Origin of the sequence: Quadrisphaera sp. RL12-1S, from assembly GCF_014270065.1 — a bacterium.
Classification (GTDB): Bacteria; Actinomycetota; Actinomycetes; order Actinomycetales; family Quadrisphaeraceae; genus Quadrisphaera.
In genome coordinates this window covers 689,521-715,283 of record NZ_JACNME010000001.1, presented here as the reverse complement: position 1 = coordinate 715,283, position 25,763 = coordinate 689,521, and the positions used below count along the sequence as shown (strand labels likewise).

Here is a 25,763-nt window from a genome sequence, read left to right as displayed (position 1 = left end):
CCGATCGTGGTGGTGCGTGCCCGGGTCGGCGCCGCGCGGCATTACCACGGCCTCCGGGAGCCACGACACACGCGCGTCACAAGCGCGCAACCACCCCGGAAACCTCTCAGGCCAGTCTCCTGCCTGTGAGCGCAGAGACCGTGATGACCCGAGTGCCGACCCTCCGGGCGGCCGCCCCCCTCGCCGCGCCGGAGCAGGCTCCGAGCGCGGCCCTCCTGGCCCAGCCGTGGTCCTTCGTGGCCGCCGGGCAGCGCCTCGTGGTGCGCCCGGCGCGCGTGCAGGACCTGCCGGTGCTGGCCTCGCTGCTGGTGCGCTGCACCCCCACCACCCGGCTCGGCTGGTCCGGCCGCGGCGGCACCGTCATCCCGCTGGTGCAGCAGGAGGCGTGGCTGCGCGAGCCCGGCGCCGTCGTCGTCGAGTCCGCCCCGGGGCGCGCGGTGGCCGTGGGCGCGCTGCGCCCCGCCACGTGCACCGGTGAGGAGGACCCGATCGCGATGGCCGCCGAGGTGCTCGTGCAGGACTCCTGGCAGCACCGCGGCATCGGCTCGACCCTGCTGGCCCACTTCGCGGGCGCGCTGCTCGTGCAGGGCCGCACCGAGCTGCAGGTCCACCCCGACGCCGACCCGGTCGCGGCCCAGGCCCTGCTGTCCGGCCTCGGGGCGCGGGTGCGCGGCCAGCGCCACGCGCACGGCCGGTGCCCCCGCGTCCACGTGCCGCGCACCGCGGTCGACTCCCTCGGCCCGCTGCGGGAGCTCTCCTACCGCTGACGGGCTCCTGAGGCACCCCGCTGGCCCGGCAGCGCCGCCGGGAACAGACGGCACCACCTGAGAGTTGAGTGAGACAGGCTCAAGAACAGCGCCCCCGGTTCGACAGAGCGGGCGGGACGCGCAAGACTTGAGCGGAAGGCACTCAGCAGTCTGCTCTCAGGAGGAACACCATGGCCCGAGCGGTCGGCATCGACCTGGGCACCACCAACTCCGTCGTCGCGGTGCTGGAGGGCGGAGAGCCCACCGTCATCGCGAACGCGGAGGGCGCTCGCACCACGCCGTCCGTCGTCGCGTTCGCCAAGTCAGGCGAGGCGCTGACCGGCGAGATCGCCAAGCGCCAGGCGGTCACGAACGTCGACAGGACCATCTCGTCCGTCAAGCGCCACATGGGCACGGACTGGACGCAGGCCGTCGACGACAAGAAGTACACGGCGCAGGAGATCTCCGCCCGCGTGCTGCAGAAGCTCAAGCGCGACGCCGAGGAGTACCTCGGCGAGCCCGTGACCGACGCCGTCATCACCGTCCCGGCGTACTTCAACGACGCCCAGCGCACGGCCACCAAGGAGGCCGGCGAGATCGCGGGCCTCAACGTGCTCCGCATCATCAACGAGCCCACCGCGGCGGCCCTGGCCTACGGCCTGGACAAGGGCAAGGAGGACGAGCTCATCCTCGTCTTCGACCTCGGCGGCGGCACCTTCGACGTGTCCCTGCTCGAGGTGGGCAAGGACGCCGAGGACGGCTTCTCCACCATCCAGGTGCGCGCCACCTCCGGTGACAACCACCTCGGTGGTGACGACTGGGACGCCGCGATCCGCGACTGGCTGGTCAAGCAGGTCAAGAACAAGGACGGGGTGGACCTGTCCAAGGACAAGATCGCGATGCAGCGCCTCCGCGAGGCTGCTGAGCAGGCCAAGAAGGAGCTCTCGTCCGCGACGAGCACCAACATCAGCCTGCAGTACCTGTCCATGACCGAGAACGGCCCGGTGCACCTCGACGAGAAGCTCACCCGCGCCGCCTTCGAGGACATGACCCGCTCGCTGCTCGAGCGCACCAAGGCCCCGTTCAACGCGGTGATCAAGGACGCTGACGTCAAGCTCAGCGACATCGACCACGTCGTCATGGTCGGCGGCTCGACCCGCATGCCCGCCGTGGGCGAGGTCGTGCGCGAGCTGACCGGTGGCAAGGAGCCCAACCGCGGCGTCAACCCCGACGAGGTCGTGGCCGTGGGCGCCGCCCTGCAGGCCGGCGTGCTGAAGGGCGAGCGCAAGGACGTCCTGCTCATCGACGTCACGCCGCTGAGCCTGGGCATCGAGACCAAGGGCGGGGTGATGACCAAGCTCATCGAGCGCAACACGGCCATCCCGACCAAGCGCTCGGAGGTCTTCACCACCGCTGACGACAACCAGCCGTCCGTGCTCATCCAGGTCTACCAGGGCGAGCGCCAGCTGGTCCGTGACAACAAGGCGCTGGGCACCTTCGACCTCACCGGCATCGCGCCCGCCCCGCGCGGCGTGCCGCAGATCGAGGTCACCTTCGACATCGACGCGAACGGCATCGTCCACGTCTCGGCGAAGGACCGCGGCACCGGCAAGGAGCAGCGCATGACGATCTCCGGGGGCAGCGCGCTGTCCAAGGAGGACATCGAGCGCATGGTCAAGGACGCCGAGGCCCACGCCGAGGAGGATGCCAAGCGCCGCGAGGAGGCCGAGGTCCGCAACTCCGCGGAGCAGCTGGCCTACTCCACCGAGAAGTTCGTCTCCGACAACACCGACAAGCTCCCCGAGGACGGTGTGACCAGGGTCCGCACCGCCATCGCCGAGCTGAAGACGGCGCTCGAGGGCGACGACATCGACGCCGTGAAGGCCAAGCAGGAGGAGCTGGCCAAGGTCAGCCAGGAGCTCGGCTCCGCCCTGTACAGCCAGGAGGACGCCTCGGCGGGCGCTGGTGCCGGCGCAGCCGGTGCGGGTGCCTCGTCGTCGACGTCCGCCGCCGACGACGTGGTGGACGCGGAGGTCGTCGACGACGACACCGAGGGCCGCAAGTGACCGCTGGTCCCCAGCAGCCCGCGCAGCCCGAGGAGCCGGTGGTCGTGCGCGACAAGCGCCGCCTCGACCCGGAGACCGGTGAGGTGCGCACCCCGCCCGGGGACCAGCAGGTCCCCGGCGCGGGGGGCGCCCCCGCCGACCTCGACGGGGACGAGCGCGCGGAGCGCGACGACGAGCAGGGCGTGGCGGACGTGACCGACGAGCTGGCCGCCTCCCTCGCCCTGGCCGAGGAGCGGCTGGGGGACCTCCAGCGGCTCCAGGCGGAGTACGTCAACTACCGGCGCCGGGTCGACCGGGACCGGGACGTCGCCCGCGCCTCGGCCACGACCAGCCTGCTCGAGGCGCTGCTCCCGGTCCTCGACGACGTCGAGCTGGCCCGCCAGCACGGCGACCTCGAGGGAGGCCCGTTCGCGTCCATCAGCGACAAGCTGGAGGCGGCCCTGGGCCGCTTCGGGCTCTCGCGCTACGGGCAGGTCGGCGAGCCGTTCGACCCGTCCGTGCACGAGGCGCTGATGCACGCCGAGAGCGCGGAGGTCACCGAGACCGTCGTGACCACCGTGCTGCAGCCCGGCTACAGGGTGGGGGAGAAGGTGCTGCGGCCCGCACGGGTCGCCGTGACCTCCCCCGCCTGAGACCCCACCAGACCCGACCCGCGCCCCGGAACCCCCGGGGTGCGGGTCGGGGCGTTCCCGGAGGAACCGCATGGCCGGACAGGACTGGCTCGAGAAGGACTTCTACTCCACCCTCGGCGTCGCCAGCGACGCCTCGCAGGACGACGTGCGCAAGGCCTACCGCAAGCTGGCGCGCACGCTCCACCCCGACGCCAACCCCGGCGACGCCTCCGCCGAGGCCCGCTTCAAGGAGGTCGGCGAGGCCTACTCGGTGCTCAACGACCCCGAGCAGCGCCGCCAGTACGACGCCGTGCGCGCCATGGCGGGCGGGCGCGCCCGCTTCTCCTCCGGCGCCGGTGGACCCTCCGGGCCCGGCGGTGCCGCGGGCTTCGAGGACGTCTTCGGTGGCCTCTTCGGCGGCGGTGGCGGCGGTCAGCGCGTCCGGTACGGGAGCCCCGGCGCCGGGGGTCCCGACGTCGAGGACCTGCTGGCCAGCATGTTCGGCGGTGCCGGGCGCGGCGCGCCCGCCGGCTTCCAGGCGCCCGGCACCGGTGGCGCGAGCGGTCGTCGTGGCGGCGGCGTCGACCTCGACGCCGAGACCACCCTCCCCTTCGCCGACGCCGTCGGCGGCGCCACGGTCACCCTCAGCGTGGACGGGCAGCCCCTGACCACGCGCATCCCGCCGGGAGTGCGCGACGGCCAGCGCATCCGACTGCGCGGCAAGGGCCGCCCGGGCCCCCGCGGCGGGGAGCCGGGGGACCTGTTCATCACCGTGCACGTGCAGCCCCACCCCGTCTTCACCCGCGACGGGGACGACCTGCGCGTGACGCTGCCCGTCACCTTCGACGAGGCCGCGCTCGGGGCCGAGGTGAGCGCCCCCACCCTCGACGGCGGTGCGGTGCGCCTCAAGGTGCCGGCCGGCACGCCCTCGGGGCGCACGCTGCGCGTCAAGGGCCGCGGCGTCCGCCGCGGTGAGGCCACCGGGGACCTGCTGGTCACCACCCAGGTGGTGGTGCCGCAGCGCCTCGACGGCGCCGCGCGCGCCGCGGTGGAGGCCTTCCGGGACGCCACCTCCGGCGCTGACGGGACCGACCCCCGCGCGGACCTGCTCGCCCGCGCGCGCGGGGCTGCCCCCGGGGGGAGGTGACGCGTCGTGGACTCCGGTGACCAGCGCTCCGGCCTGCACCCGGACGCCGCCGTCTTCGTCATCTCCGTGGCCGCGGAGCTGGCGGGGATGCACCCGCAGACGCTGCGCCAGTACGACCGGCTGGGCCTCGTCTCGCCGTCCCGCGCCTCCGGCCGCGGGCGGCGGTACTCCCCGCGGGACGTCGTGATGCTGCGCGAGGTGCAGCGCCTCTCCCAGGAGGAGGGCGTCAACCTCGCCGGCATCAAGCGCATCCTCGAGCTGGAGGACCAGGTCAGCGCGCTCCAGGGCCGCGTGGAGGAGCTGACCGCTGAGCTCTCCCGGGTCTACGACGCGCTGCAGAGGTCGCGCCGGGTGTTCGCCGCGGGCCCCGCGGGTGACGTGGTGGCGGTCGAGCGCGGCCAGCGGCCCCAGCGGTCGGCCTCCGCGTTCGGGCGCTCCGGTGCGCTGGTGGTCTGGCGCCCTCCGGCGCGCTGACCTCGTCGCGCCGGTCCCCCCGCGGACGGCCCTTCGCGCTGGTCGGACGCGCTGTCGGACCCCCTCCCTAGCCTGCCGAGCAGTGCCGCTGGGCCGCGTGTTCGCCGGAACGACCTCGACTCTCGAACACGTGTTCTACAGTGGAGTGATCGCACCGTGATGACTGGTGACGTTTGGTCACACACGCCCCAGTCGTCACGACTGTCACACTTGTAATTTATGCTGGGCCCTGCAGGCGAAGACTGAGGAGGCGGCTCCGGTGATGCGCGTGGACCACAGGGTTGTCGAGGTCGTCGAGGCCCTGGACGAGCACCGCCGTCTCATCGACGAGCAGGGCTGGACGGTCGTGTCCGTCGGAGGGGCGGGCCGCCGCGCGCTGCCGTTCTCCCACACCGTCGGCCTCACCCGGCTGGGGCACCCGGAGCTGCTGGTCAGCGGTCGGGCGCCGGCCGAGGCGCGCTACCTGCTCGACGTCCTCGGGGACGAGGTCCTCGCGGGCCGTCGCTTCCACGTCGGCGACCTGCTCCAGCGCGACCCGTGGCCCTCGCTGCGCCTGCTGCGCGTCACCTCGCCCGATGCGCTCGTCGTGGCGCAGGCCGTCGCGGCCGACGACGTCGAGGTGCCGGCGCTCCAGGTGGTCTGGTGCGACGACGCGGGCCGCTGGCCGTGGGACGCCGGGCGTCCCGCCGGAGCCGTGGACCAGCAGCTGTTCGCCCGCGCCCCGAAGGTCGCCGCCCCGCGCCAGCTCTGACCCGGCGCGCAGCCTGGCGCCCGGGGCGCTCAGCCCCAGGGGCGGGCCGACCGCTCCCGCCAGTAGGCGGAGGGCTCCTGGGCGAGCGGCGCGAGCGCCTGCAGGGCGTGGTCGTCGAGGTCGAGGGCCGCCGCCGCTGCGCCGCGGGCCACCTGCTCGGGCGTCACTGCGCCGGACAGCACCACGCCGGCCCACGGCTGCGCCAGGGCTGTGGCCAGCGCCAGCTGGTCCAGCGGCACGTCGACCGCGTGAGCCGCCCGCTCCGCCGCCGCGTCACCTCCCGGCGCCAGCCGGCCGTTGGCCAGCGCCTCCTTGACCACCACGAGCCAGCCCGCGGCCGCGGCCTCCCCCAGCGCGGGGCCGGCTGAGGGCTCCAGAGGGTTCCACGTGCTCTGGACGGCGCTGAAGAGCGGCTCGCCGTCGACGTCCACCTCCAGCGCTGACCGCACCACGTCGGCCTGGTGGGGGCCTGACGTCGACAGGCCGATCCGCAGGCCGCGGTCGCGCTCGGCGGCCAGGGCGCGCAGCAGCGGACCGTCGCGCAGGGCCGGGCTCTCCGGCGTCACGGAGTGCACCTGGTAGAGGGCCAGGTGCCCGCCGAGGAGGCCGCGGGTCAGCGCCAGCTGCTCGGTGAAGGCGCTCAGCGAGTGGTCCTTCACCTCGTGCTGCTCGGCGTCCATCCGCCAGTCGCCCGCGTAGCGGTAGCCCCACTTCGAGGCGACCACCAGGGCCGGGTCTGCCGCGACGTCCGGGCGCGAGGCCAGCCAGTGCGCCAGGAACTCCTCCGCCCGCCCGTAGGAGCGGGCGGCGTCGAGGTGGCGCACCCCGGCGGCCCACGCAGCGTCGAGCACCGCGGCGGCCCGCTGGCGCATCGTCTCGACGGACCTGTCGGCGCCGAGGTCGCCGTCCCGTCCCGCCGTGATGTACGCCGGGCGGCCGAGCGCCGCCAGACCGAGCCCGAGCCGCGCTGCCATGCTCACTTCCTACCTGCCTGGCCCGCCGGTGCACACCCCCGCCGGCGCGGCTAGCGTCCCGGAGCATGACCGACCTCGCCGCCAAGGCCCAGACCCTGCTCGACCTGCACCGCGCACCCGAGCTGCTGGTGCTCGCCAACGCCTGGGACGTCGTGTCCGCTCGCGCGGTCGCCGCCGTCGAGGGCACCCGGGCGATCGCCACCCCCAGCCACGGGATCGCCGCGACGTTCGGCTACGAGGACGGCGAGCAGATCCCGCTCGACCTGCACCTCGACATGGTCGCGCGCATCGCGGCCGACGTCTCCCTGCCGGTGACGATGGACTTCGAGTCGGGCTACGGGGACGCGGGCGAGACCACGCGCCGGGCGATCGCCGCCGGGGCGGTGGGGGGCAACCTCGAGGACGGGCTGCGGCCCCTGGAGGAGTCGGTGGCCGCCGTCGAGGCCAGCCTGCGGGCCGCCCGCGACGCCGGCGTCCCCGGCTTCGTGCTCAACGCCCGCACCGACGCCTTCACCCGGGCCCCCGAGGGCCAGGACCCCGCCGACACGCTCGCCGAGGCGGTCAGGCGCTGCAAGGCCTACCTCGAGGTCGGCGCCCCGGTGGTCTTCGTCCCCCGCGCCGCGCGGCGCGAGCACGTCGAGGCCCTCGTGTCCGAGCTGGGCCGCGGGGTGGTCACCCTGATCTCCATCCCCGGGGTCTCGCTGCCCGCCCGCGAGCTCGAGGCGCTCGGGGTCGCCCGCCTGTCCACCGGGCCCTTCACGCAGCGCGTGGCGCTCACCGCGCTGCAGGACGCCACCGCCGAGCTCCTCGCCGGGGGCGTCCTGCCGCCCGGGACGCGCGCGCTGAACTGACGCCGCCGGCGTCGTCAGGCCTCGTCGACGACGACAGCGCCGTCGAGCGCGTCCCTGTCGACGCCGTCCCCCTCGCTGACCCCAGGTCCGTCCAGGACCTCCCCCTGCCCGGGCCGGCGGTCAGCGGCCCGGCGCCCGGTCCGGCGCCGGTCCGGAGCCGGCACCTCGGTGGCGTCGGCCACGACGACGGCGCCCTCCTGGCCCTTGGCGCGGTACATCGCCTCGTCAGCCCGCTCCTGCAGCCCCACGGCGGTGGAGGCGTGCAGGGGCGCCACCGCCACCCCGGCGCTGGCGCCCACCGACGCCGTGGTGTGGCCCAGGCGGACCGGCAGGCTGAGTGCCACCACGGCCTCGGCGGCGCGCACCCGGGCCGCCTCGCGCCCGGCGCGCGGCACCACGAGGGCGAACTCGTCCCCGCCGAGGCGCACCACCACCTCGCCCTCAGCCGACCCCTCCCTCAGGCGCCGCCCCAGCTCGACCAGCAGCTCGTCGCCGGCGGCGTGGCCGAGCGTGTCGTTGACGGCCTTGAACCTGTCGAGGTCGATGACCACCAGCGCCACCTCCTCCCCGCGCTCCACCCCGCTGAGCGCCTCCCGCAGCGCACGGCGGTTGCCGAGGCCCGTGAGCGCGTCCGTCATGGCCTGCGCCCGGATCGCGTTGAGGACGTCGAGCTGGCGGAACACCACCACGGTCTTGACCGTCATCAGCACGATGGTCACGAGCGCTGCCCACGCGGCGGCGGTGGCCATGGGCGAGACCAGGTGCCAGGCGAGCATGACGATGCTGCCCGCGGTGAGGGCGATGGGCGCGATCGTGACGTCGGAGGTGCTCTCCAGCGCCGTCGACCCCGCCGCGGGGTCGCGCAGCAGCGCAGCCGCCACCAGGCAGCCCGCGGCGCCCACCCGGAGGGCGGTGGCGACGAGCACGGCGCCCCCGGACCCCGCGGACCCGAGCAGCCCGGCGACCTCCGCCCCGAACACCAGCACCGCCGTGGCCGCCAGCGCCCGCATCCGCGGGTCCTGCGGGCGCAGCAGCAGCGTGGAGGTCACCCCGAAGCTGCTCGCGATCTGCGCGGCACCGGTCGGCACCAGCACCGCGGTCGCCCAGGCCACCCCGACCCCCGGCACCGCCACCAGCAGCGGCGTGCCGAACGCCCAGGCCAGTCCCATCCCCATGACGGCGCCGCTGGCCACGTCGAGCCAGCTGCGCGCGGCCGAGGTGACCAACCGCGTCCGCAGCAGCCGCATCTGCACGGCGACCGTCCCGGCGCTGAGCAGCAGCGAGGCGGTGCCGCTGACCACCAGCGGCGCGGCGGGCCCGGCGACCGCTGCCGCGTCGCCCAGGGCAGCGACCGGGAGGAGGACCAGCGCCGCCAGGGCGGCCGTCACGGTCCGGGACGCGACCCGCCCGCGCAGCCGGGCGACGACGAGCAGCGCCGCTGCGGCGCACGCGGCCGCGGCCACCGCCGCGGGGCCCACTGCCCCCACCCAGGCCCCCCGTTCCACGATCTCCCAGGTCTGCCGCGTGATCACCGAGCGCGCGGTGCTGCATCCTCTCAGCCACCGGGCAGCCACCGGGCACCCACGTGGGGGTGGACGCCGCCGGTCCGGGCTGGCGGCTCCGCGAGGGGGACCGGCAGGATCAGGCCATGGCAGACGAGTCCTCCACCCCCTCCACCGGCGCCCGCGCCGACATCGGCGTCACCGGTCTGGCGGTCATGGGTCGCAACCTGGCCCGCAACTTCGCCCGGCACGGCCACGTGACGGCCCTGCACAACCGCACCCAGTCCCGCGTCGACGAGCTGGTCGAGCAGTTCGGCAGCGAGGGCGACTTCGTCGCCTCCACCGACCTGGAGTCCTTCGTGGCCTCCCTCAAGCGGCCCCGCCGCGTTATGATCATGGTGAAGGCCGGGAAGCCCACGGACGCCGTCATCGACGAGCTGGTCCCCCTGCTGGAGGAGGGCGACATCGTCATCGACGGCGGCAACGCCCACTTCGACGACACCCGCCGCCGCGAGCAGGCCCTGCGCGCCAAGGGCCTGCACTTCGTCGGCACCGGCGTCTCCGGTGGCGAGGAGGGCGCCCTGAACGGGCCGAGCATCATGCCCGGGGGGTCGAAGGAGTCCTACGAGGCCCTGGGCCCGATCCTGGAGTCGATCGCCGTCGACGTCGACGGCACCCCCTGCTGCACCTACGTCGGTCCCGACGGCGCGGGCCACTTCGTCAAGATGGTGCACAACGGCATCGAGTACGCCGACATGCAGCTCATCGCCGAGGCCTACGACCTGCTGCGCCAGGGCCTGGGCAAGACCCCCGCCGAGCTGGCCGAGGTGTTCCGGACCTGGAACGAGGGCGACCTGGAGTCCTTCCTCATCGAGATCACCGCCACGGTGCTCGACAAGGTGGACGCGGAGACCGGGAAGGCGCTCGTCGACGTCATCGTCGACGCCGCCGAGCAGAAGGGCACCGGGCGCTGGACGGTGCAGACCGCCCTGGAGCTGGGCGTCCCCGTCACCGGCATCGCCGAGGCCGTGTTCGCCAGGTCGCTGTCCGGCTCGGTGGACCAGCGCCAGGCGGTGCAGGCCGCCGGGTCCCTCACGGGCCCGACCGGCGCCTCGCTGGACGGCGCTGAGGCCGAGGGCTTCGTCGACGCCGTCCGCGACGCGCTGTACGCCTCCAAGGTGGTCGCCTACGCGCAGGGCTTCGACATGATCCAGGCCGGCAGCGACCAGTACGGCTGGGACGTCGACAAGGGCGCCATGGCCACCATCTGGCGCGGCGGCTGCATCATCCGGGCGCAGTTCCTCAACCGGATCAAGGACGCCTACGACAAGGACGCCCACCTGGCGTCGCTGCTCCTGGACGACTACTTCGCCTCGGCCGTGAGCAGCGCCCAGGACTCCTGGCGCCGCGTGGTGGCCACGGCGGTGCGCCTCGGCGTGCCGGTGCCGGGGTTCTCCAGCGCCCTGGCGTACTACGACGGCCTGCGCCGGGAGCGCCTGGGCGCGGCGCTGGTGCAGGGGCAGCGCGACCTGTTCGGCGCGCACACCTACGGCCGCGTCGACAAGCCCGGCACCTACCACACGCTGTGGTCCGGTGACGGCTCCGAGGAGCGCCAGGACAGCGAGGGCCAGGGCAGCCACAACCCCCACTGACGCACGTCAGGTGCCCACAGGCGGGTGCCGCCGGAGCTCTGTCCACAGGGCCCGGCGGCACCCGCCGCCCGCTGTCGGGCGCTCGCCCCAGCCTGGCCGTGAGCGGGTCGGGCGACCCGCAGCGAGGTGGGTGCAGCGGTGGGACAGGTGTACCGGGGTCCGTGGGAGAGCTCGGGGTGCGCGTGCGGGCAGCCGGGGTGCGACGGCTCGCAGGCGAGCCCGGGGTGGCAGGAGCTGCTCGACCAGCTCGACAGTGACCTCCTCGACGACGACGACGACCCGTGGGCCGACGACGAGCTCGACGACGACCTCGGCGACGATCCCGACGACGACGGCGGCTGGGGCGCTGGGCCCGTTGGCCAGGGGCCGCCGCGCACGGCGGAGGAGCTGCTCTGCGACGCGGGGGACGCACTCCGCACGGGCGGCCGGACCACCGCCGCGCAGGTGCTGGCGGCCGGGCGCGAGGACGAGGTGGACCTCGCCGTGAGGGCGCACGTGCTGGCCGCTCTCGAGCGCCGCTGGGACCGGGGCTGGGAACCGGCCGACGTGCTGCGGTGGACGCAGCGGCACCTGGGGCCCGACCGGGTGCACCTGGTGGGCCTCGCCGTCGGCGCCGAGCTGGCGCGCCGGGGCCGCTCGGACCTGCCCCGGCGCTTCCGCCAGCAGCTGGAGGCCGCAGGGGTCGAGGTGCGCGAGTCACCGGTCGGCTTCCTGCGCGCGGCCGGCGCGGACCAGCGCGCGCTGGGCTCCGCGGGGGCGCTGTGGGCACCCGCGTGGGCCGTCGTCGCCGTCCGGGCCCTCGAGCTGGCGCTGGAGCTGGACCGGCAGCCGACGCTGCCGGTCATCGGCGCCCCTCCCGAGGGGTCCCCCTGGACCCGCACCGACACGGCGCTCGACGGGGCGGACCTCCGGGTGCTGGAGCGGGTGCGCCTGCTGCTGGCCAAGGCCGAGTCGACGACCTTCCCCGCCGAGGCCGAGGCGCTCACCGCAGCGGCGCAGAGCCTGGTGACCAGGCACAGCCTCGAGGCTGCGCTCGCGGCGGTGACGCGCTCGGGCGGCAGCGGGGCGCAGGAGTCCCCGAGCGGGGTGCGGATCGGCGTGGACGCTCCCTACGAGGGGCAGAAGGCGGCGCTGCTGGCGGCCGTGGCACGCGCGAACCGGTGCAGCGCGGTGTGGCTGCGCTACGTGGGCGCCTCGTCGGTGGTCGGCTTCGCGGCGGACCTCGCCGCCGTGGAGGTGCTCTTCGCCTCGCTGCTGACCCAGGCCGTCCGCGGGATGACGGCGGCGGGCGCCGACGTGCGCCCCGGGGCGCGCACCCGCCGCCCCGAGTTCCGGCGCGCCTACCTGGAGTCGTTCGCCCGCCGCATCGGCCAGCGCCTCGACGAGGCGGCGCGCGCGGGTGACTCCCAGGTCAGCGACGACCGGCTGCTCCCGGTGCTGCGGGCCCGGACCGCGGCCGTCGACGCCGCGGTGGCGGACGCCTTCCCCGACCTCGTGACCCGCCGTGGCCCGCGGACGCTGGACCGGGCCGGGTGGGCCTCCGGCTGGGCGGCGGCCGAGCTCGCCTCGCTGGACGCGGGGCAGGCCGTCACGGGGAGGGGCGCGCTGCCGAGCGCCGAGGGCGCCTGACGCCCGGCGCACCACCCCTGTTCCCCACCCGCGGCGGACGGGGAACAGGGGTGGTGCGGACGGGGTTGAGTCTCATAGGCTCAAGTCGTTCGCACCACCCTCGGAGGTCCCGTGGAGCTCAAGCTCACCACCAAGAGCCAGGAGGCGCTGGCCGCCGCCGCGTCCGGCGCCGTCGAGGCCGGGCACGCCCACGTGCTGCCCGCCCACCTCGCCCTGGCCCTGCTCGAGCAGGACGGCGTCGCCGCCGCCCTGCTGGCCGCCACCGGCGCCTCGGTGGCCCCCGTGCGCGAGCAGCTGCGCGCCCAGCTCGCCGCCCTGCCCTCGGCGTCCGGCGCCACCGTCGCCACGCCGCAGCTGTCCCGCCCCGCCCTGCAGGCGCTCACCGCTGCCCGCACCGCCAGCGAGGCCCACGGGGACACCTTCGTCTCCGCCGACCACCTGCTGGTCGGGCTGGCCAGCGTCGAGGGGCCGGAGTCCGTCGCTCCGCTCCTGGCCCGCGCCGGCGCCACCCGCGACGCGCTGCTGGCCGCCCTCCCGGGCGTGCGCGGGGGTGCCCAGGTCACCAGCGCCGACCCGGAGGGCACCTTCAAGGCCCTCGAGCAGTACGGGGTGGACCTCACCGCCCGCGCGCGGGAGGGCAAGATCGACCCGGTCATCGGCCGCGACGCCGAGATCCGCCGCGTGGTCCAGGTGCTGGCCCGCCGCACCAAGAACAACCCCGTCCTCATCGGCGAGCCCGGCGTCGGCAAGACCGCCGTGGTCGAGGGCCTGGCGCAGCGCATCGTGGACGGCGACGTCCCGGAGTCCCTGCGAGGGCGCCGCCTCATCAGCCTGGACCTCGGCGCCATGCTCGCCGGCGCCAAGTACCGCGGCGAGTTCGAGGAGCGCCTGAAGTCCGTCCTCGACGAGATCCGCGGCTCGGACGGTGAGGTCATCACCTTCATCGACGAGCTGCACACCGTGGTCGGAGCCGGGGCCTCCGGCGGCGAGGGCGGCCTGGACGCCGGCAACATGCTCAAGCCCATGCTCGCCCGCGGCGAGCTGCGCCTGGTGGGCGCCACCACGCTGAGCGAGTACCGCGAGCGCATCGAGAAGGACGCCGCCCTCGAGCGCCGGTTCCAGCAGGTGTTCGTGGGCGAGCCCAGCGTCCCGGACACCGTGGCCATCCTGCGGGGCCTCAACGAGCGCTACGAGGCCCACCACGGCGTGGAGATCACCGACGCGGCGCTCGTGGCCGCCGCCACCCTCTCGGACCGGTACATCACCGGCCGGCAGCTCCCCGACAAGGCCATCGACCTGGTCGACGAGGCCGCCTCGCGACTGCGCATGGAGATCGACTCCTCCCCCGAGGAGATCGACGCGCTGCGCCGCTCCACCGACCGCCTCCGCATGGAGGAGATGGCTCTGGCCGCCGAGACCGACCCGGCCTCGCTGGACCGGCTGGAGCGGCTGCGCGCCGACCTGGCCGACCGCACCGAGCAGCTGGCCACGCTCACGGCCCGCTGGGAGGCGCAGAAGGCGGGGCTGAACCGCGTCGGCGAGCTCAAGCAGCGCCTGGACGACGCGCGCTCCCGCTTCGAGCGCGCCTACCGCGACGTCGACTACGCCACGGCCTCCCGCATCCAGTACGAGGAGATCCCCTCCCTCGAGCGGGAGCTGGCCGAGGCCCAGGCCGCTGAGGAGGGCGAGGGGCCCGGTGCGACCGGTGAGCCGCTCGTCGGCGAGCGCGTCGGTCCTGACGACATCGCCGCCGTCGTGGCGGCGTGGACGGGCATCCCGGTGGGCCGGCTGCTCGAGGGGGAGACCGCCAAGCTGCTGCGCATGGAGGAGGTGCTCGGGCAGCGCCTCGTCGGCCAGCGCGACGCCGTCCGCGCGGTCTCCGACGCCGTCCGCCGGGCCCGTGCCGGGATCTCCGACCCCGACCGGCCCACCGGCTCCTTCCTCTTCCTCGGTCCCACCGGCGTCGGCAAGACCGAGCTGGCCAAGGCCCTGGCCGACTTCCTCTTCGACGACGAGCGCGCCATGGTCCGCATCGACATGTCGGAGTACGGCGAGAAGCACTCGGTGGCCCGCCTCGTCGGCGCGCCTCCCGGCTACGTCGGGTACGAGTCGGGCGGCCAGCTCACCGAGGCCGTGCGGCGGCGTCCGTACAGCGTGGTGCTCCTCGACGAGGTGGAGAAGGCCCACCCCGAGGTGTTCGACGTGCTGCTGCAGGTCCTCGACGACGGGCGCCTCACGGACGGCCAGGGCCGCACCGTCGACTTCCGCAGCACCATCCTCGTGCTGACCTCCAACCTCGGCAGCCAGTTCCTCGTGGAGCAGTCGCTGAGCGCGCAGCAGCAGCGCGACGGCGTCATGGCCGCCGTGCGGGCGGCGTTCAAGCCGGAGTTCCTCAACCGGCTCGACGAGGTGGTCCTCTTCGACGCGCTGTCCACCGAGGACCTCGCCCGCATCGTGGACCTGCACGTCGAGGCCCTGGCCCACCGCCTGGCCGACCGCCGCCTGCAGCTGCACGTCACCCCCGCGGCGCGCGAGCTCCTCGCGCTGGAGGGCTGGGACCCGGCGTACGGCGCCCGCCCGCTGCGCCGCCTGGTGCAGCGCGAGATCGGCGACGCCCTCGCCCGCGAGCTGCTCTCGGGCGGGGTCCAGGACGGCGACGCCGTGCTGGTGGACGTCTCCTCCGACCCGCTCGGCGCGGGCCGGGACCGCCGGGCGCTGAGCGTGCGGCGGCTGGCGCCCGGCGAGCAGGTCCCCGACGGGGGCGCCGGCGCCGCGGACCCGGGTGCCGGCGCGAGCGGCTCCGGCGAGGTGAGGGCGCTGCCCAGCGCCTGACCACCCCGGTGGGGCAGGACGACGACGGAGGCCGGGCGCCGCACGCGCCCGGCCTCCGTCGTCGTCGGTCCTGCGGCTCGCCGCTGCCGCCTCAGCTGCGGGGTCAGCCGGTGGGCTGGTCGGCGCAGGCCGTGGCGAGGAAGTCCCCCTCGAGCTGGCCGCCGGAGGAGCGCAGCAGGTCCACGGTCTGCCGCAGCGCCTGCTGGAACGCCGGGGCGCCGGCGTACTCCCGCACCAGCGACGCCGAGGCGGCGTCGTCGGCGTAGACCTCACCGAGGCGGGACTCCACACCGCGCTCGCCGAAGGTCGCGCACGCCGTCGCGTCGGTGAACGCCGGTGCGCTGGCCGAGGTGGTGGCCGAGGTCGTCGGCGCACCGCCGGCGCTGCCCGCGGGGGTGCTGCCGCACGCGGCCAGCGCGAGGGCCCCAGCGCCCAGGACCACGGGCCAGGACGGCCGGGGCGGGGTCACGACGACAGGCTGCCCGTGCCGAGGAGCACGGCGAAGAACCCGATGTAGGCGACGACGAGGAGCACCGCGGCGACCATCGAGGCGATGGACACCCACAGGCCGGCGAGCGCCAGGCCGCGGCCGTTCGTGCCGTCCCGCTTGACGTTCTGCAGCCCGATGATGCTGAAGACCAGCCCGAGCAGCGGGAAGACGAAGGCGAACACCAGGCCGAGGACGGCCATGGTGTCCGTGGGCCGCTGGGACACCGGCGGTGGGCCGCCGTAGCCGTAGCCGGTGGGGGGCTGGGACACGCGGGTCCTCCTGGTGGTCCCGGTCGCGGGGACGCCGGGTTCGTGGTCGGTGCAGGTCGGGACGAGCCTGCCGCACCCGTCCCGGCGAGGGGCGCGCACCACGCGGACTCCACCCGATCACCGGCGCGCCGGTCGCCCTCGCTCACCCGAGCAGTGCGCTGACCTCCGCGGCGATCGCGTCGGGGCGCTCCACGAGCATCATGTGCCCCGTCCCCGCCACCACGCGCACCCGCGCCTGCGGCAGCGCCGCGGCGAGGGCCTTCGCGTGGGCCGGCGGCGTCAGCCGGTCGTGGTCGCCCACCACCACGCGCACCGGAGTCCCCGCGGCCGCCAGCAGCGGCAGGGCCGCGCTCTCGTCGTGGGCCATGAGGGCGGAGAACCACTCGCCGGTGGTGCGGCCCGAGACCCGCCCCATCGCGCGCATGGTGTCCGCCACCAGGCGCGGGTCGACCCCGGGCCCGTAGTTGGTGCGCTGCGCCAGCAGGCGCGGCGCCCGCGGCACGAGCACGTCCTGGGGCAGGCGCGCCAGGGCCGCCATGAGCGGCACGAGGGGGCGCCCGGCCGACGACAGGCCCCCCGCGGCCGTGCTCACCAGCACCAGCCCTCGCGTGCGAGGTCCGAGCAGGCCCGGCGCCCGGGCGCTCGCGGACAGCAGCGCCATCCCGCCCATCGAGTGGCCCACCACCACCAGCGGCCCCCCCGGGGCGCACGTGTCGACCACGGCGGCGAGGTCGTCTGCCAGCCGGCTGATCGCCGCCACCGGACGCGAGGCGGGGGCGAGCGGGCCGCGCGCCGCGGAGGAGCCGTGGCCGCGCTGGTCGTAGCGGACCACACGCACGTCCGGGCGCACCTCGGTGAGCGCCGCGACCGCGCGGTCCCACACCACCGCGCTGAGCGTCCACCCGTGCACCAGCACCACCGTGGCCGGCGCAGGACGGCGCCCGGCCAGCCGCTCCCGCCACCGGGGGGCCGGCGGTCGCGCCGGCTCGTGGACGTAGGTGGCCAGCGCGGCGCCGTCGTCCGCGAGCACCCAGCCGTCGGGCTCGCGCGGACCCGCGGCGGGGGCCTCGGCCACCGAGCGGTCGGAGACCTCCTCCGCCCGCAGCGCCGGCGGGCGGCGCTCACGGCCCGCTGACCGCGGGCGCTGGCCCCCCAGGCGGCGCGGCGAGCCGGCGAGACCGGCGTCGCGGGAGCTGCGGCGCGCGACCGGTGCCGGCCGCGGGGAGCGTCGCTCGGCTGCCACCGGCGGAGCTCAGACCAGGTCGACGACGACGGGGGCGTGGTCGGAGGCGCCCTTGCCCTTGCGCTCCTCGCGGTCGACCGACGCCCCGCCCACCCGCGCGGCCAGCGCCGGGGAGCACAGGGCGAAGTCGATCCGCATGCCCTCCCGGCGGGGGAAGCGGAGCTGCTTGTAGTCCCAGTAGGTGTAGGTGCCCGGGCCCGGGGCGTGCGGCCTGACCACGTCCGCGAAGCCGGCGTCCACCACGGCGTAGAACGCGTCCCGCTCGGGCTGCGTGACGTGCGTGGAGCCCTCGAAGGCGCTCATGTCCCAGACGTCGTCGTCCTGGGGGGCCACGTTCCAGTCACCGCAGAGGGCGACCTGCGCCTGCGGGTCGGCGGCCAGCCAGCCGGCTCCGGCGTCGCGCAGCGCCGCCAGCCACTCCAGCTTGTACTGCAGGTGGGGGTCCTCCAGGGAGCGGCCGTTGGGCACGTACAGGCTCCACACGCGCACCCCGCCGCACGTGGCGCCGATGGCCCGCGCCTCGGGCGCGGCCTCGACGTCCGCCGACGACGACCAGCCGGGCTGACCGGGGAAGCCGACCTCGACGTCCTCCAGACCCACCCGCGAGACCACCGCCACGCCGTTCCACTGGCTCAGCCCCACGTGCGCGACCTCGTAGCCGGCCTCCCGGAACGCCTCGTACGGGAACTGGGCGTCCTTGCACTTGGTCTCCTGCAGGGCCACCACGTCGACGTCGCTGCGCTGCAGCCAGGCCACGGCCCGGTCGACCCGGGCGCGCACGGAGTTGACGTTCCAGGTGGCGATCCGCACGGGCGCGACGCTACTGGAGGTCGGCCACCAGGGCAGGCGGGCACCCTGGGCGCCGGGGTGGCCCCGCCGCCCGCCCGGCCTCAGCAGTCGGTGCAGGGGGCGCAGGCCGCACCGGCGGGCTGGGCCGAGGTGGCCCGGCCGCTCTGCCGGCGCTCCTCGTCGCGCCCCGCGGCCGCCAGCTGCGCGGCCTCGACCTCCAGGGCCCGCACGCGCTCGGCCTCCACCACAGCCGCCAGCCGGGCCTCCTCGCCGTGGAGCACGGGCGGGTGCGCCAGCGCGCGCCGGGTGAACGCGCTGTAGACGACCAGCGCCACCAGGAGCGCGCCGGACATGATGAGCGCCATCGAGGTGGCGGGGGGCAGCGGGAGCGCGCCGCCCAGGGGCGCCGCCGCCGCGGCGACCCCGTTCTGGGACGCGCCGAGCAGTGCTGCGGTCGCGCCGGCCGCGGTGGCGTGGCGCTCCAGGGCCAGCACCGGGCTGTTGGGCATCACCAGGCCGATGCAGAACATGGTCGCCCACAGCGGGACCAGCAGGCCCAGGAGGCCGCCGAGACCGCTGGTGGCGCCCACCACGAGCAGCAGGCCGCTGACGGCGCCGCAGCCCAGGCCGGTGACGAGCAGGCCCTGCGAGGAGAAGCGGTGGACCAGGGAGCCGTTGACCTGCGTGCCCAGCACCAGCATCCCGCCTCCGCTGGCGAAGATGACGCCGAAGGCGGCGGCGCTGAGGCCGTACTGCTGCTGGAAGGCGAAGGACGACTGCGCCACGTACCCGAAGATGGCCGACATGGCCATGCCCGCCACCAGCACGAGGCCGATGAGGGCCGGGTCGCGCAGCAGGCCGGCGTAGCCGCGCAGCGCGGGCACCAGGCGGAAGCGGCGGCGCTGGGAGGTGGGGACGGTCTCGGGCAGGAGGATCCCCACGGCCACGCCCAGGGACGCTGAGAGCACCGCCAGCGCCACGAAGACGCCGCGCCAGTCGAACAGCTGCAGCAGCAGACCGCCGACGGTGGGGGCGAACAGCGGGGAGACGCCCACGATGACCATGAGGCGCGCCTGCAGGCGCGCAGCTCCCCGGCCGTCGAACCGGTCGCGCACCACGGCCAGGGCGATGACCGCCGCCGAGGAGGTGCCCAGGCCCTGCAGCACGCGCAGGCCCGCCAGCACCTCGATGGTGGGTGCGGACGCGCAGAGCAGGGAGGCGACCACGTGCAGGCCCAGGCCCACCAGCAGCGGCCGCCGGCGACCCACCGCGTCGGACAGCGGGCCCACCAGGAGCATGCCCAGCGCGACGCCGACCATCGTGCCGGTCAGCGTCAGCTGCACCTGCGAGGCGCTGGCGCCCAGCTCGGACTCCAGGGCGGGGAACGCCGGCAGGTAGAGGTCCACGGTGAAGGCGCCGAGCGCGGCGAGGCTGCCGAGCAGCACCACCCAGGCGGCGCGCCGGCGCAGCGGGAGAGCGGTGAAGTCCCGCTCCGCGGGCGCGGGGGTGCGAGCGCGGTGGGTGTCGGAGGGGGGTGTGGGTGCGGCGGGGGTCGACACGGGAGTCGGCACGGTCCTCATCGGACGTCGGGGTGAGGGGTGGCAGTTGCTCGTGACAACCAGCCAGTTCCCAGTCTCCCACGGGGGACCCCGTTCGTCACGGGAGAAAGCGAACACGTGGTCGGGATGGTGTGCGTGCCCCGTTCCGGACGGAGCCCCGCGCTCGTGCTGCGCCGGCTGGACCGGCGTGGTCTGATGTGGACCGCTGCGGTCCGTCGTGGACCGCTGCGGTCCGGGAGGGGGCGCCGCGGTGAGGCCCACGCGCGAGGAGATCGACGCAGGCATCGTCGAAGCAGCGGCGGCCCTGCTGGCCGAGCACGGCGCCGAGCGCACCTCGCTCCGGGAGATCGCCGAGGCCACCGGCTACTCCAAGACCGGGCTCCTGCACCGCTTCGGGTCCAAGGACGCCCTGCTCGAGGCCGTGGCCGACAGCTGCCTGGGAGAGGTCCGCGCCGTCGCCGACGGCCTCGCCCACCTGCCCGAGGGCGCCGAGCGCGACGCCGCCGCGGCGGCCGCGCTGTCGCGCCTCGCGGTGAGCTCACCCGGGCGGCTCGCCCTGGCCCTCGTCCAGGAGGGTGCCCTCGACGGATCCGGCCTGGGCGACCGCCTCGAGCCGGTCCCCGGCCTCCTGGCGGCCTGCTTCACCACGGCGCCCGTCGGGCGCCCGCCCTGCTCGGCGGCCGCCCCGCACGCCCCGCTGCGCCTCCCCGGTCCCGACGTCGCGGGCACCGGGCTCGAGCGCTCCGCCCGCGTCACCGCGGCGCTGGCGGCGTGCCTCGCCGTGGCCGAGCAGTTCCGCCACCGCGACGCCGTCGAGCTCCAGCCCCTGCTCGAGCGCATCGCCCTCGACGTGCTGCAGCCCGGGTCCGCGGCCGCCGAGGGGCAGCACGACCGACCGGCACCCGCCGGTCACCCCAGCACCCACCACCGCAGCGTCTGAGGAGCACCTCCCCGTGGCGACCTTCCTGCAGCGGCTCGGCCGCGCCTGCTACTCCCGCCGCTGGCTCGTCCTGGCCGTCTGGCTGGTGGTCCTGGTCGCCGTCGGCGGCTCGGCCGCGGCCTTCAGCAAGCCGTTCACCGCCGACGTGACCATCCCGGGACTGGAGTCCACCAAGGCCCTGAGCACGCTGCAGGAGCGCTTCGGCGCCGCAGCGGGCGGGGGCGGCGGCGCCACCGCCCGCGTGGTCGTGGAGCTGCCCCAGGGCCAGGCCCTCACCGACCCCGCGCAGGCGCAGCGCCTCGGGCAGCTGGTGACCGAGCTCGGGAAGCTCCCGCAGGTGCAGGGCGTGTCGAACCCCCTCGACCGGTCGAACCCCACCGTCTCCCCGGACCTGCGCGCCGCCTACGTCGACGTCCGCTACGGGGTGCCGACCGGGGACATCACCGAGGCCTCCCGCACCGCCCTCGTCGACACCGTCGACGGCGCCGCCACCGGCGGCTGGGACGCCGCCGTGGGCGGTCAGGCCGTCACCGACCCCGCCGCGCTGGGCGGCGTCGGGGAGGTCGCCGGCGTCGTCGTGGCGGTGGTCGTGCTGCTCATCACCTACGGCACCCTCGCGGCCGCCGGGCTCAACCTCCTCACCGCGCTCATCGGCGTCGGCGTGGGGGCGCTGGGCATCGTCGCCGCCACCGCGGTCACGGACCTGCAGTCCACCACCACCATCCTCGCGGTCATGCTGGGCCTGGCGGTGGGCATCGACTACGGCCTCTTCCTGCTCTCGCGCCTGCGCCAGGAGCTGGTGGCCGGCCGGTCCGTGCCCGACGCCGTGGGCGCAGCCACCGGCACCGCCGGCAGCGCCGTCGTCACCGCCGGGCTCACCGTGGTCATCGCCCTGGCGGGTCTGTCCGTGGTGGGCATCCCGTTCCTCACCCAGATGGGCATCGCCGCCGCGGCCACCGTGGCGGTGGCCGTCCTCGTGGCGCTCACGCTGCTGCCCGCGCTCGCCGGCGTCCTGGGCCTGCGGCTGCTGGGCCGGCGCCAGCGCCGGCACGTGCAGCGCCTGCGCCAGGCCACCTCGCGGCCCGCCGTCGCCGCCGTCGACGCCGTCGACGCCGTCCCGCCGCACGCCCCCCACGCCCACGCCGCCCGCCGGACGGGACTGCTGCCCGCCTGGGCCCGCTTCGTGACGCGACAGCGGCTGGTGAGCCTGCTCGCCGTCGTCGTCGTCCTCGGGGTGGTGGCGGTGCCGGTCCTCTCCCTGCGCACCACCCTCGGCGACGACAGCACCGCCGAGGAGGGCAGCCAGCAGCGCCGCGCCTTCGACCTCGTGGCCGAGCACTGGGGGCCCGGCGTGGCGGGCCCGCTGCTCGTGCTCGTGGACGGCGGCTCCGACCCCGCCGCCCAGGCCGCCCAGCTGGTGTCCCGCGTGAAGGCGCTGCCCGACGTGGCCGCGTCCCTGCCCGGGGGCGGTGTGGTGGGCCCGGTCCCCTCGCCCGACGGCACCGCGGCGCTGGTGACCGTGGTCCCCGCCAGCGGGCCGTCCACGGAAGCGACCACCCGGCTGGTCTCCGACATCCGCTCGCTGCCGTCGACGGGCGACGGCGCCGTCAGCGTCACCGGCTCCACCGCGGTGAGCGTGGACATCTCCGACAAGCTGAACGGCGCCCTGCCGGTCTACCTCGCCGTGGTGGTGGGGCTGGCCCTGGTGCTGCTCCTGCTCGTCTTCCGGTCGGTGCTCGTACCGGTCACCGCCGTGCTCGGCTTCCTGCTGACCGTCGGCGCGGCCCTCGGGGCCACCGTGGCCATCTTCGAGTGGGGCTGGCTGCAGCAGCTGGTCAACGCGAACGGCGAGGCGCCGATCATCTCCTTCGCGCCCATCCTCGTGGTGGGCATCCTCTTCGGCCTGGCGATGGACTACCAGATCTTCATCGTCAGCCGCATCCACGAGGCGCACGCGCGGGGCGAGGAGACCACGGCCGCCGTCGTCAGCGGCTTCGGGAAGGCCGCTCCGGTGGTGGTGGCCGCCGCCACGATCATGCTGTCGGTCTTCGGCGGCTTCGTGCCCGAGGGCAACGCCACCATCAAGCCGATCGCCTTCGCCCTCGCGGTCGGCGTGCTCTTCGACGCCGTGCTGGTGCGGATGGTGCTCATCCCTGCCGTGCTCGCCCTGCTCGGGCCCGCCGCCTGGTGGCTGCCGCGCTGGCTGCGGTGGCTGCCCGAGCTCGACGTCGAGGGGCGCGCCGTGGAGGCCTCCCTCGCCGCCGCCGGGTCGCCGGGCCGGCACGGGTCGCGCCCGGAGGAGCGCGCAGGTCAGGCGGCTCACTAGCCTGCGCGCTGTGACCAGCGACCCCACCAGCGCGTCCAGCGGCCCCGCCGCCACCGCCTCCAGCCCCGCCACCACCGGCGGCGCCCGCGAGCGCCTCCTGCAGCTCATCTCCGACCTCGCCGTGGTGCGGGGCCGGGTGACGCTCTCCTCCGGCGCCGAGGCCGACTACTACGTCGACCTGCGCCGCGTGACCCTCCACCACGAGGCCGCGCCGCTGGTCGGGGAGGTCCTGCTCGACCTGCTGGCAGAGCAGGTCCCCGGCGGCCTCGCCGGCGTCGACGCCGTCGGCGGCCTGACCATGGGCGCCGACCCGGTGGCCTGCGCGCTCCTGCACGCGGCGCGCTCCCGGGGCACGGTCCCGCTCGACGCCTTCGTGGTGCGCAAGGAGGCCAAGGCCCACGGCCTGCAGCGCCGCGTGGAGGGGCCCGACGTGGCCGGACGCCGCGTCGTGGCCGTGGAGGACACCTCCACCACCGGCGGCTCCGTGCTCACCGCCGTCACCGCGCTGCGCGAGGCCGGTGCGGAGGTGGTGGCCGTGGCGGTGATCCTCGACCGGGCGACCGGCGCCAAGGAGGTCGTCGAGGCGCAGGGACTGCCCTACCTGACCGCCTACTCCGTGGACGAGCTCGGCCTCTGACCGCCGCGCCCGCCGTCGTCGTCAGGCTCCTCGCCCGGGGCGTGACCGCGGCGGCGGGCCAGCCGCCGCCGGACCGCCGCGACCACCGGCACCACCACGGACAGCGCCACCGCCGTGCCGGCCACCGCGTAGGCGGCCGTCTTCAGCCACGGCACCGTCGCCGCGAAGTAGCCCAGCACGATGAGACCGGCCCCCCACACCAGCGCCCCCGCCAGCGTGGCGGCGAGGAAGTGCGAGTACCGCATGCGCGAGACGCCGGCGAGCACCGGCACGAAGGTGCGCGCCCAGGGGACGAAGCGGGCCACCACCAGCGCCACCGGACCGAACCGCTCGTAGAAGGCCTCCGCGCGCGCCAGGTGCGCCAGCACCTTCGGGGGCCGTCTCTCCAGCCACGGCCGTCCGTAGCGGGCGCCGGTCCAGTAGCCGACGGCGTTGCCGGCGGTCGCGGCCACCGCCGTGCCCCCGGCCAGCAGCCACAGGCTCACGCCGGGCGACGCCTGGGCCACCAGGCCCGCGGTGAACAGGACCGTGTCGCCGGGCATCCAAAAGGCCACGAGCACCCCGGACTCGACGAAGACGAGGCCCCACACCACCGCGTAGAGGGCGCCGGCGGACAGCTCGGTGAGGTCGGGCACGGCGGGGTCCCGTCTCAGACGAGGTCGACGACGTCCGCGATCGACTCGACGATCCGGTGCGGTCGGAACGGGTAGCGCTCCACGTCGGCGCGGGAGGTGGACCCGGTGAGCACGAGGATCGTCTCCAAGCCCGCCTCGATGCCGGCGACGACGTCGGTGTCCATCCGGTCGCCGATCATCACGGTGCTCTCGGAGTGCGCGTCGATGGCGTTGAGCGCCGAGCGGAACATCATGGGGTTGGGCTTGCCCACGTAGTACGGCTCCCGGCCCGTGATCTTGGTGATCATGGCGGCCACGGCGCCCGTGGCGGGCAGCTTGCCCTCCAGCGACGGACCGGAGGCGTCGGGGTTGGTGGCGATGAAGCGCGCGCCGCCCTCGATGAGCCGCACCGCGCGGGTGATCGCCGAGAAGGAGTACGTGCGCGTCTCGCCGAGCACCACGTAGTCGGGGTCGGTCTCGGTGAGCGTGTACCCGGCCTCGTGCAGGGCCGTGGTCAGCCCGGCCTCGCCGATGACGTACGCCGACCCGCCGGGGTTCTGCTCCGCCAGGAACTGCGCCGTGGCCAGGGCCGAGGTCCAGATCGCCTCTTCCGGCACGTCGAGGCCGGACGCGTGCAGCCGCGCCCGCAGGTCCCGCGGGGTGTAGATCGAGTTGTTGGTGAGCACGAGGAAGCGGCGCCCGCGCTCCACCAGCCGCGCCAGGAAGTCGCTCGCGCCCGGGATGGCCGATCCCTCGTGCACGAGGACGCCGTCCATGTCGGTCAGCCACGTCACCGGGGCCGCGCGCTCGCTCACCTCCCCAGCCTAGGGCGGGGTCGCCGGGGGGCGCGCGGCGCGCGCGGTCCGCCAGGGGCCACGACGACGACCGGCGCGGGGGAGGCGCAGTCGGGCGCGGCAGGCTGGCGGCGTGGTGGAGCGGACTGCGGCGGGGAGCCCCGAGGGCGACGACGACGGCGGCGGACGCGCACGCGTGGTGGGGGTGGGTCCCTGGGAGGTCGAGCGCGACGGTCCGGTGCCGGAGGACCCCCGGCTCGACCCGCGCCTGCTGCGCGAGGGCGACCGCCGCAACGTGGTGGACCGGTACCGCTACTGGAGCGAGACAGCCATCCGCGCCGACCTCGCCGAGCGCCGCGCGCGGGACTGGCCCGGCGCCGAGCTGCACGTGGCCGTGGAGGGCTTCCAGCACGACATGAACGTCGGCTCGGTGGCGCGCACGGCCAACGCGGCCGGCGCCGCCGGCTTCCACGTGGTGGCCGACCGCCGCTGGAACCGGCGCGGGGCCATGGCCACGGACAGGTACCTGGCCGTGCACCACCACGCGAGCTCGGCCGACCTCCTGTCGTGGGCGCGTGAGCGGGAGCTGTCGGTGGTGGGCCTCGACAACACCCCCGGCGCGGTGCCCCTGGAGACCAGCGACCTGCCCGCGCGGTGCCTGCTCGTGGTGGGCTCGGAGGGGCCTGGCCTGTCCGCCGAGGTCGTGGGGGCCAGCGCCCTGCTGGTGGAGATCGCGCAGTTCGGCTCCACGCGGTCGATGAACGCCGGGGCCGCCGCGGCCGTGGCGGTGCACGCGTGGCTGCGCCGCCACGCCTTCGGCCAGGTGCCGCCGACCGGGTGAGTCCCCCGCGGGGGTCTCCTCCGATT

Annotated in this window: 23 protein-coding genes; 14 read left to right on the top strand and 9 right to left on the bottom strand. The window is 75.7% G+C overall.

What is annotated here, in order from left to right; all coding sequences use genetic code 11:
* Positions 1 to 125: 125 nt before the first annotated feature.
* From H7K62_RS03405 to H7K62_RS03380, 6 genes are all read left to right on the top strand, one after another.
* Entirely contained in the window at positions 126 to 767 is a 642-nt protein-coding gene (locus H7K62_RS03405; RefSeq protein WP_186716287.1) for a GNAT family N-acetyltransferase, read from the top strand.
* A 170-nt stretch (positions 768 to 937) separates the two neighbouring features.
* Complete coding sequence (dnaK, locus tag H7K62_RS03400) at positions 938 to 2,812, top strand: molecular chaperone DnaK (protein ID WP_186716285.1); 1,875 nt, start codon at positions 938 to 940, stop codon at positions 2,810 to 2,812.
* Positions 2,809 to 3,444, top strand: coding sequence for a nucleotide exchange factor GrpE (gene grpE, locus H7K62_RS03395; RefSeq protein ID WP_186716277.1), 636 nt, complete (start codon positions 2,809 to 2,811; stop codon positions 3,442 to 3,444). The genes dnaK and grpE overlap by 4 nt, the downstream gene beginning before the upstream one ends.
* 70 nt (positions 3,445 to 3,514) lie before the next feature.
* A complete protein-coding gene (locus tag H7K62_RS03390) occupies positions 3,515 to 4,570 on the top strand; it encodes a DnaJ C-terminal domain-containing protein (RefSeq protein WP_186716268.1) in 1,056 nt (351 codons plus the stop codon).
* 6 nt (positions 4,571 to 4,576) lie between these two features.
* Positions 4,577 to 5,044, top strand: coding sequence for a heat shock protein transcriptional repressor HspR (locus H7K62_RS03385; RefSeq protein WP_370591588.1), 468 nt, complete (start codon positions 4,577 to 4,579; stop codon positions 5,042 to 5,044).
* 268 nt (positions 5,045 to 5,312) lie between these two features.
* Entirely contained in the window at positions 5,313 to 5,795 is a 483-nt protein-coding gene (locus tag H7K62_RS03380) for a DUF4262 domain-containing protein (RefSeq protein WP_186716264.1), read from the top strand.
* Positions 5,796 to 5,824: 29 nt separating this feature from the next.
* On the opposite strand, the gene H7K62_RS03375 is transcribed toward H7K62_RS03380, so the two are convergent.
* Positions 5,825 to 6,769, bottom strand: a complete 945-nt coding sequence (locus H7K62_RS03375) for an aldo/keto reductase (protein WP_186716263.1) — start codon at positions 6,767 to 6,769, stop codon at positions 5,825 to 5,827.
* A 65-nt stretch (positions 6,770 to 6,834) separates the two neighbouring features.
* Between H7K62_RS03375 and H7K62_RS03370 the strand changes: the two genes are divergently transcribed.
* Positions 6,835 to 7,620 (top strand): isocitrate lyase/PEP mutase family protein, encoded by a 786-nt coding sequence (locus tag H7K62_RS03370; RefSeq protein WP_186716255.1) that lies wholly within the window; start codon positions 6,835 to 6,837, stop codon positions 7,618 to 7,620.
* Between the two features lie 14 nt (positions 7,621 to 7,634).
* Here the strand turns inward: H7K62_RS03370 and H7K62_RS23475 are convergent, their stop codons facing one another.
* Positions 7,635 to 9,152, bottom strand: coding sequence for a diguanylate cyclase domain-containing protein (locus H7K62_RS23475; protein ID WP_186716253.1), 1,518 nt, complete (start codon positions 9,150 to 9,152; stop codon positions 7,635 to 7,637).
* Positions 9,153 to 9,268: 116 nt separating this feature from the next.
* Here H7K62_RS23475 and gndA point away from each other — a divergent pair, with 116 nt between their 5' ends.
* The 3 genes from gndA (at position 9,269) to clpB (ending at position 15,235) form a co-directional block, all read left to right on the top strand.
* Positions 9,269 to 10,774, top strand: coding sequence for an NADP-dependent phosphogluconate dehydrogenase (gene gndA / locus H7K62_RS03360; RefSeq protein ID WP_186716251.1), 1,506 nt, complete (start codon positions 9,269 to 9,271; stop codon positions 10,772 to 10,774).
* Between the two features lie 138 nt (positions 10,775 to 10,912).
* A complete protein-coding gene (locus H7K62_RS23470; RefSeq protein ID WP_186716250.1) occupies positions 10,913 to 12,403 on the top strand; it encodes a DUF2786 domain-containing protein in 1,491 nt (496 codons plus the stop codon).
* A 111-nt stretch (positions 12,404 to 12,514) separates the two neighbouring features.
* Complete coding sequence (gene clpB, locus H7K62_RS03350; RefSeq protein ID WP_186716249.1) at positions 12,515 to 15,235, top strand: ATP-dependent chaperone ClpB; 2,721 nt, start codon at positions 12,515 to 12,517, stop codon at positions 15,233 to 15,235.
* 103 nt (positions 15,236 to 15,338) lie between these two features.
* Here clpB and H7K62_RS03345 read toward each other — a convergent pair whose 3' ends face one another.
* The 5 genes from H7K62_RS03345 to H7K62_RS03325 all read right to left on the bottom strand — a co-directional run bounded on the left by H7K62_RS03345 (position 15,339) and on the right by H7K62_RS03325 (position 19,597).
* On the bottom strand, positions 15,339 to 15,704 hold the full coding sequence (locus tag H7K62_RS03345; RefSeq protein WP_186716245.1) for a hypothetical protein: 366 nt from the start codon (positions 15,702 to 15,704) through the stop codon (positions 15,339 to 15,341).
* Entirely contained in the window at positions 15,701 to 15,994 is a 294-nt protein-coding gene (locus H7K62_RS03340; protein WP_186716243.1) for a DUF4190 domain-containing protein, read from the bottom strand. The genes H7K62_RS03345 and H7K62_RS03340 overlap by 4 nt, the downstream gene beginning before the upstream one ends.
* Positions 15,995 to 16,136: 142 nt before the next feature.
* Complete coding sequence (locus H7K62_RS03335) at positions 16,137 to 17,237, bottom strand: alpha/beta fold hydrolase (RefSeq protein ID WP_186716240.1); 1,101 nt, start codon at positions 17,235 to 17,237, stop codon at positions 16,137 to 16,139.
* A gap of 9 nt (positions 17,238 to 17,246) precedes the next feature.
* A complete protein-coding gene (locus H7K62_RS03330) occupies positions 17,247 to 18,047 on the bottom strand; it encodes an exodeoxyribonuclease III (protein ID WP_186716238.1) in 801 nt (266 codons plus the stop codon).
* Positions 18,048 to 18,127: 80 nt separating this feature from the next.
* Positions 18,128 to 19,597, bottom strand: a complete 1,470-nt coding sequence (locus H7K62_RS03325; RefSeq protein WP_186716236.1) for a multidrug effflux MFS transporter — start codon at positions 19,595 to 19,597, stop codon at positions 18,128 to 18,130.
* Positions 19,598 to 19,835: 238 nt separating this feature from the next.
* Here H7K62_RS03325 and H7K62_RS03320 point away from each other — a divergent pair, with 238 nt between their 5' ends.
* The 3 genes from H7K62_RS03320 to pyrE are packed head-to-tail and all read left to right on the top strand — an operon-like array spanning position 19,836 to position 23,488.
* Positions 19,836 to 20,525, top strand: coding sequence for a TetR/AcrR family transcriptional regulator (locus H7K62_RS03320; protein ID WP_186716235.1), 690 nt, complete (start codon positions 19,836 to 19,838; stop codon positions 20,523 to 20,525).
* Positions 20,526 to 20,538: 13 nt separating this feature from the next.
* A complete protein-coding gene (locus tag H7K62_RS03315) occupies positions 20,539 to 22,851 on the top strand; it encodes an MMPL family transporter (protein WP_186716233.1) in 2,313 nt (770 codons plus the stop codon).
* A gap of 10 nt (positions 22,852 to 22,861) precedes the next feature.
* Positions 22,862 to 23,488 (top strand): orotate phosphoribosyltransferase, encoded by a 627-nt coding sequence (gene pyrE / locus H7K62_RS03310; protein WP_186716231.1) that lies wholly within the window; start codon positions 22,862 to 22,864, stop codon positions 23,486 to 23,488.
* Here the strand turns inward: pyrE and H7K62_RS03305 are convergent.
* Together H7K62_RS03305 and H7K62_RS03300 are read right to left on the bottom strand one after the other, a co-directional pair.
* Positions 23,461 to 24,123, bottom strand: a complete 663-nt coding sequence (locus H7K62_RS03305; protein WP_222436916.1) for a DedA family protein — start codon at positions 24,121 to 24,123, stop codon at positions 23,461 to 23,463. The genes pyrE and H7K62_RS03305 overlap by 28 nt on opposite strands.
* Positions 24,124 to 24,137: 14 nt before the next feature.
* Positions 24,138 to 24,878, bottom strand: coding sequence for an HAD-IIA family hydrolase (locus H7K62_RS03300; protein ID WP_186716569.1), 741 nt, complete (start codon positions 24,876 to 24,878; stop codon positions 24,138 to 24,140).
* Between the two features lie 154 nt (positions 24,879 to 25,032).
* Here H7K62_RS03300 and H7K62_RS03295 point away from each other — a divergent pair, with 154 nt between their 5' ends.
* Positions 25,033 to 25,737, top strand: coding sequence for a TrmH family RNA methyltransferase (locus H7K62_RS03295; protein WP_370591599.1), 705 nt, complete (start codon positions 25,033 to 25,035; stop codon positions 25,735 to 25,737).
* Positions 25,738 to 25,763 lie beyond the last annotated feature (26 nt).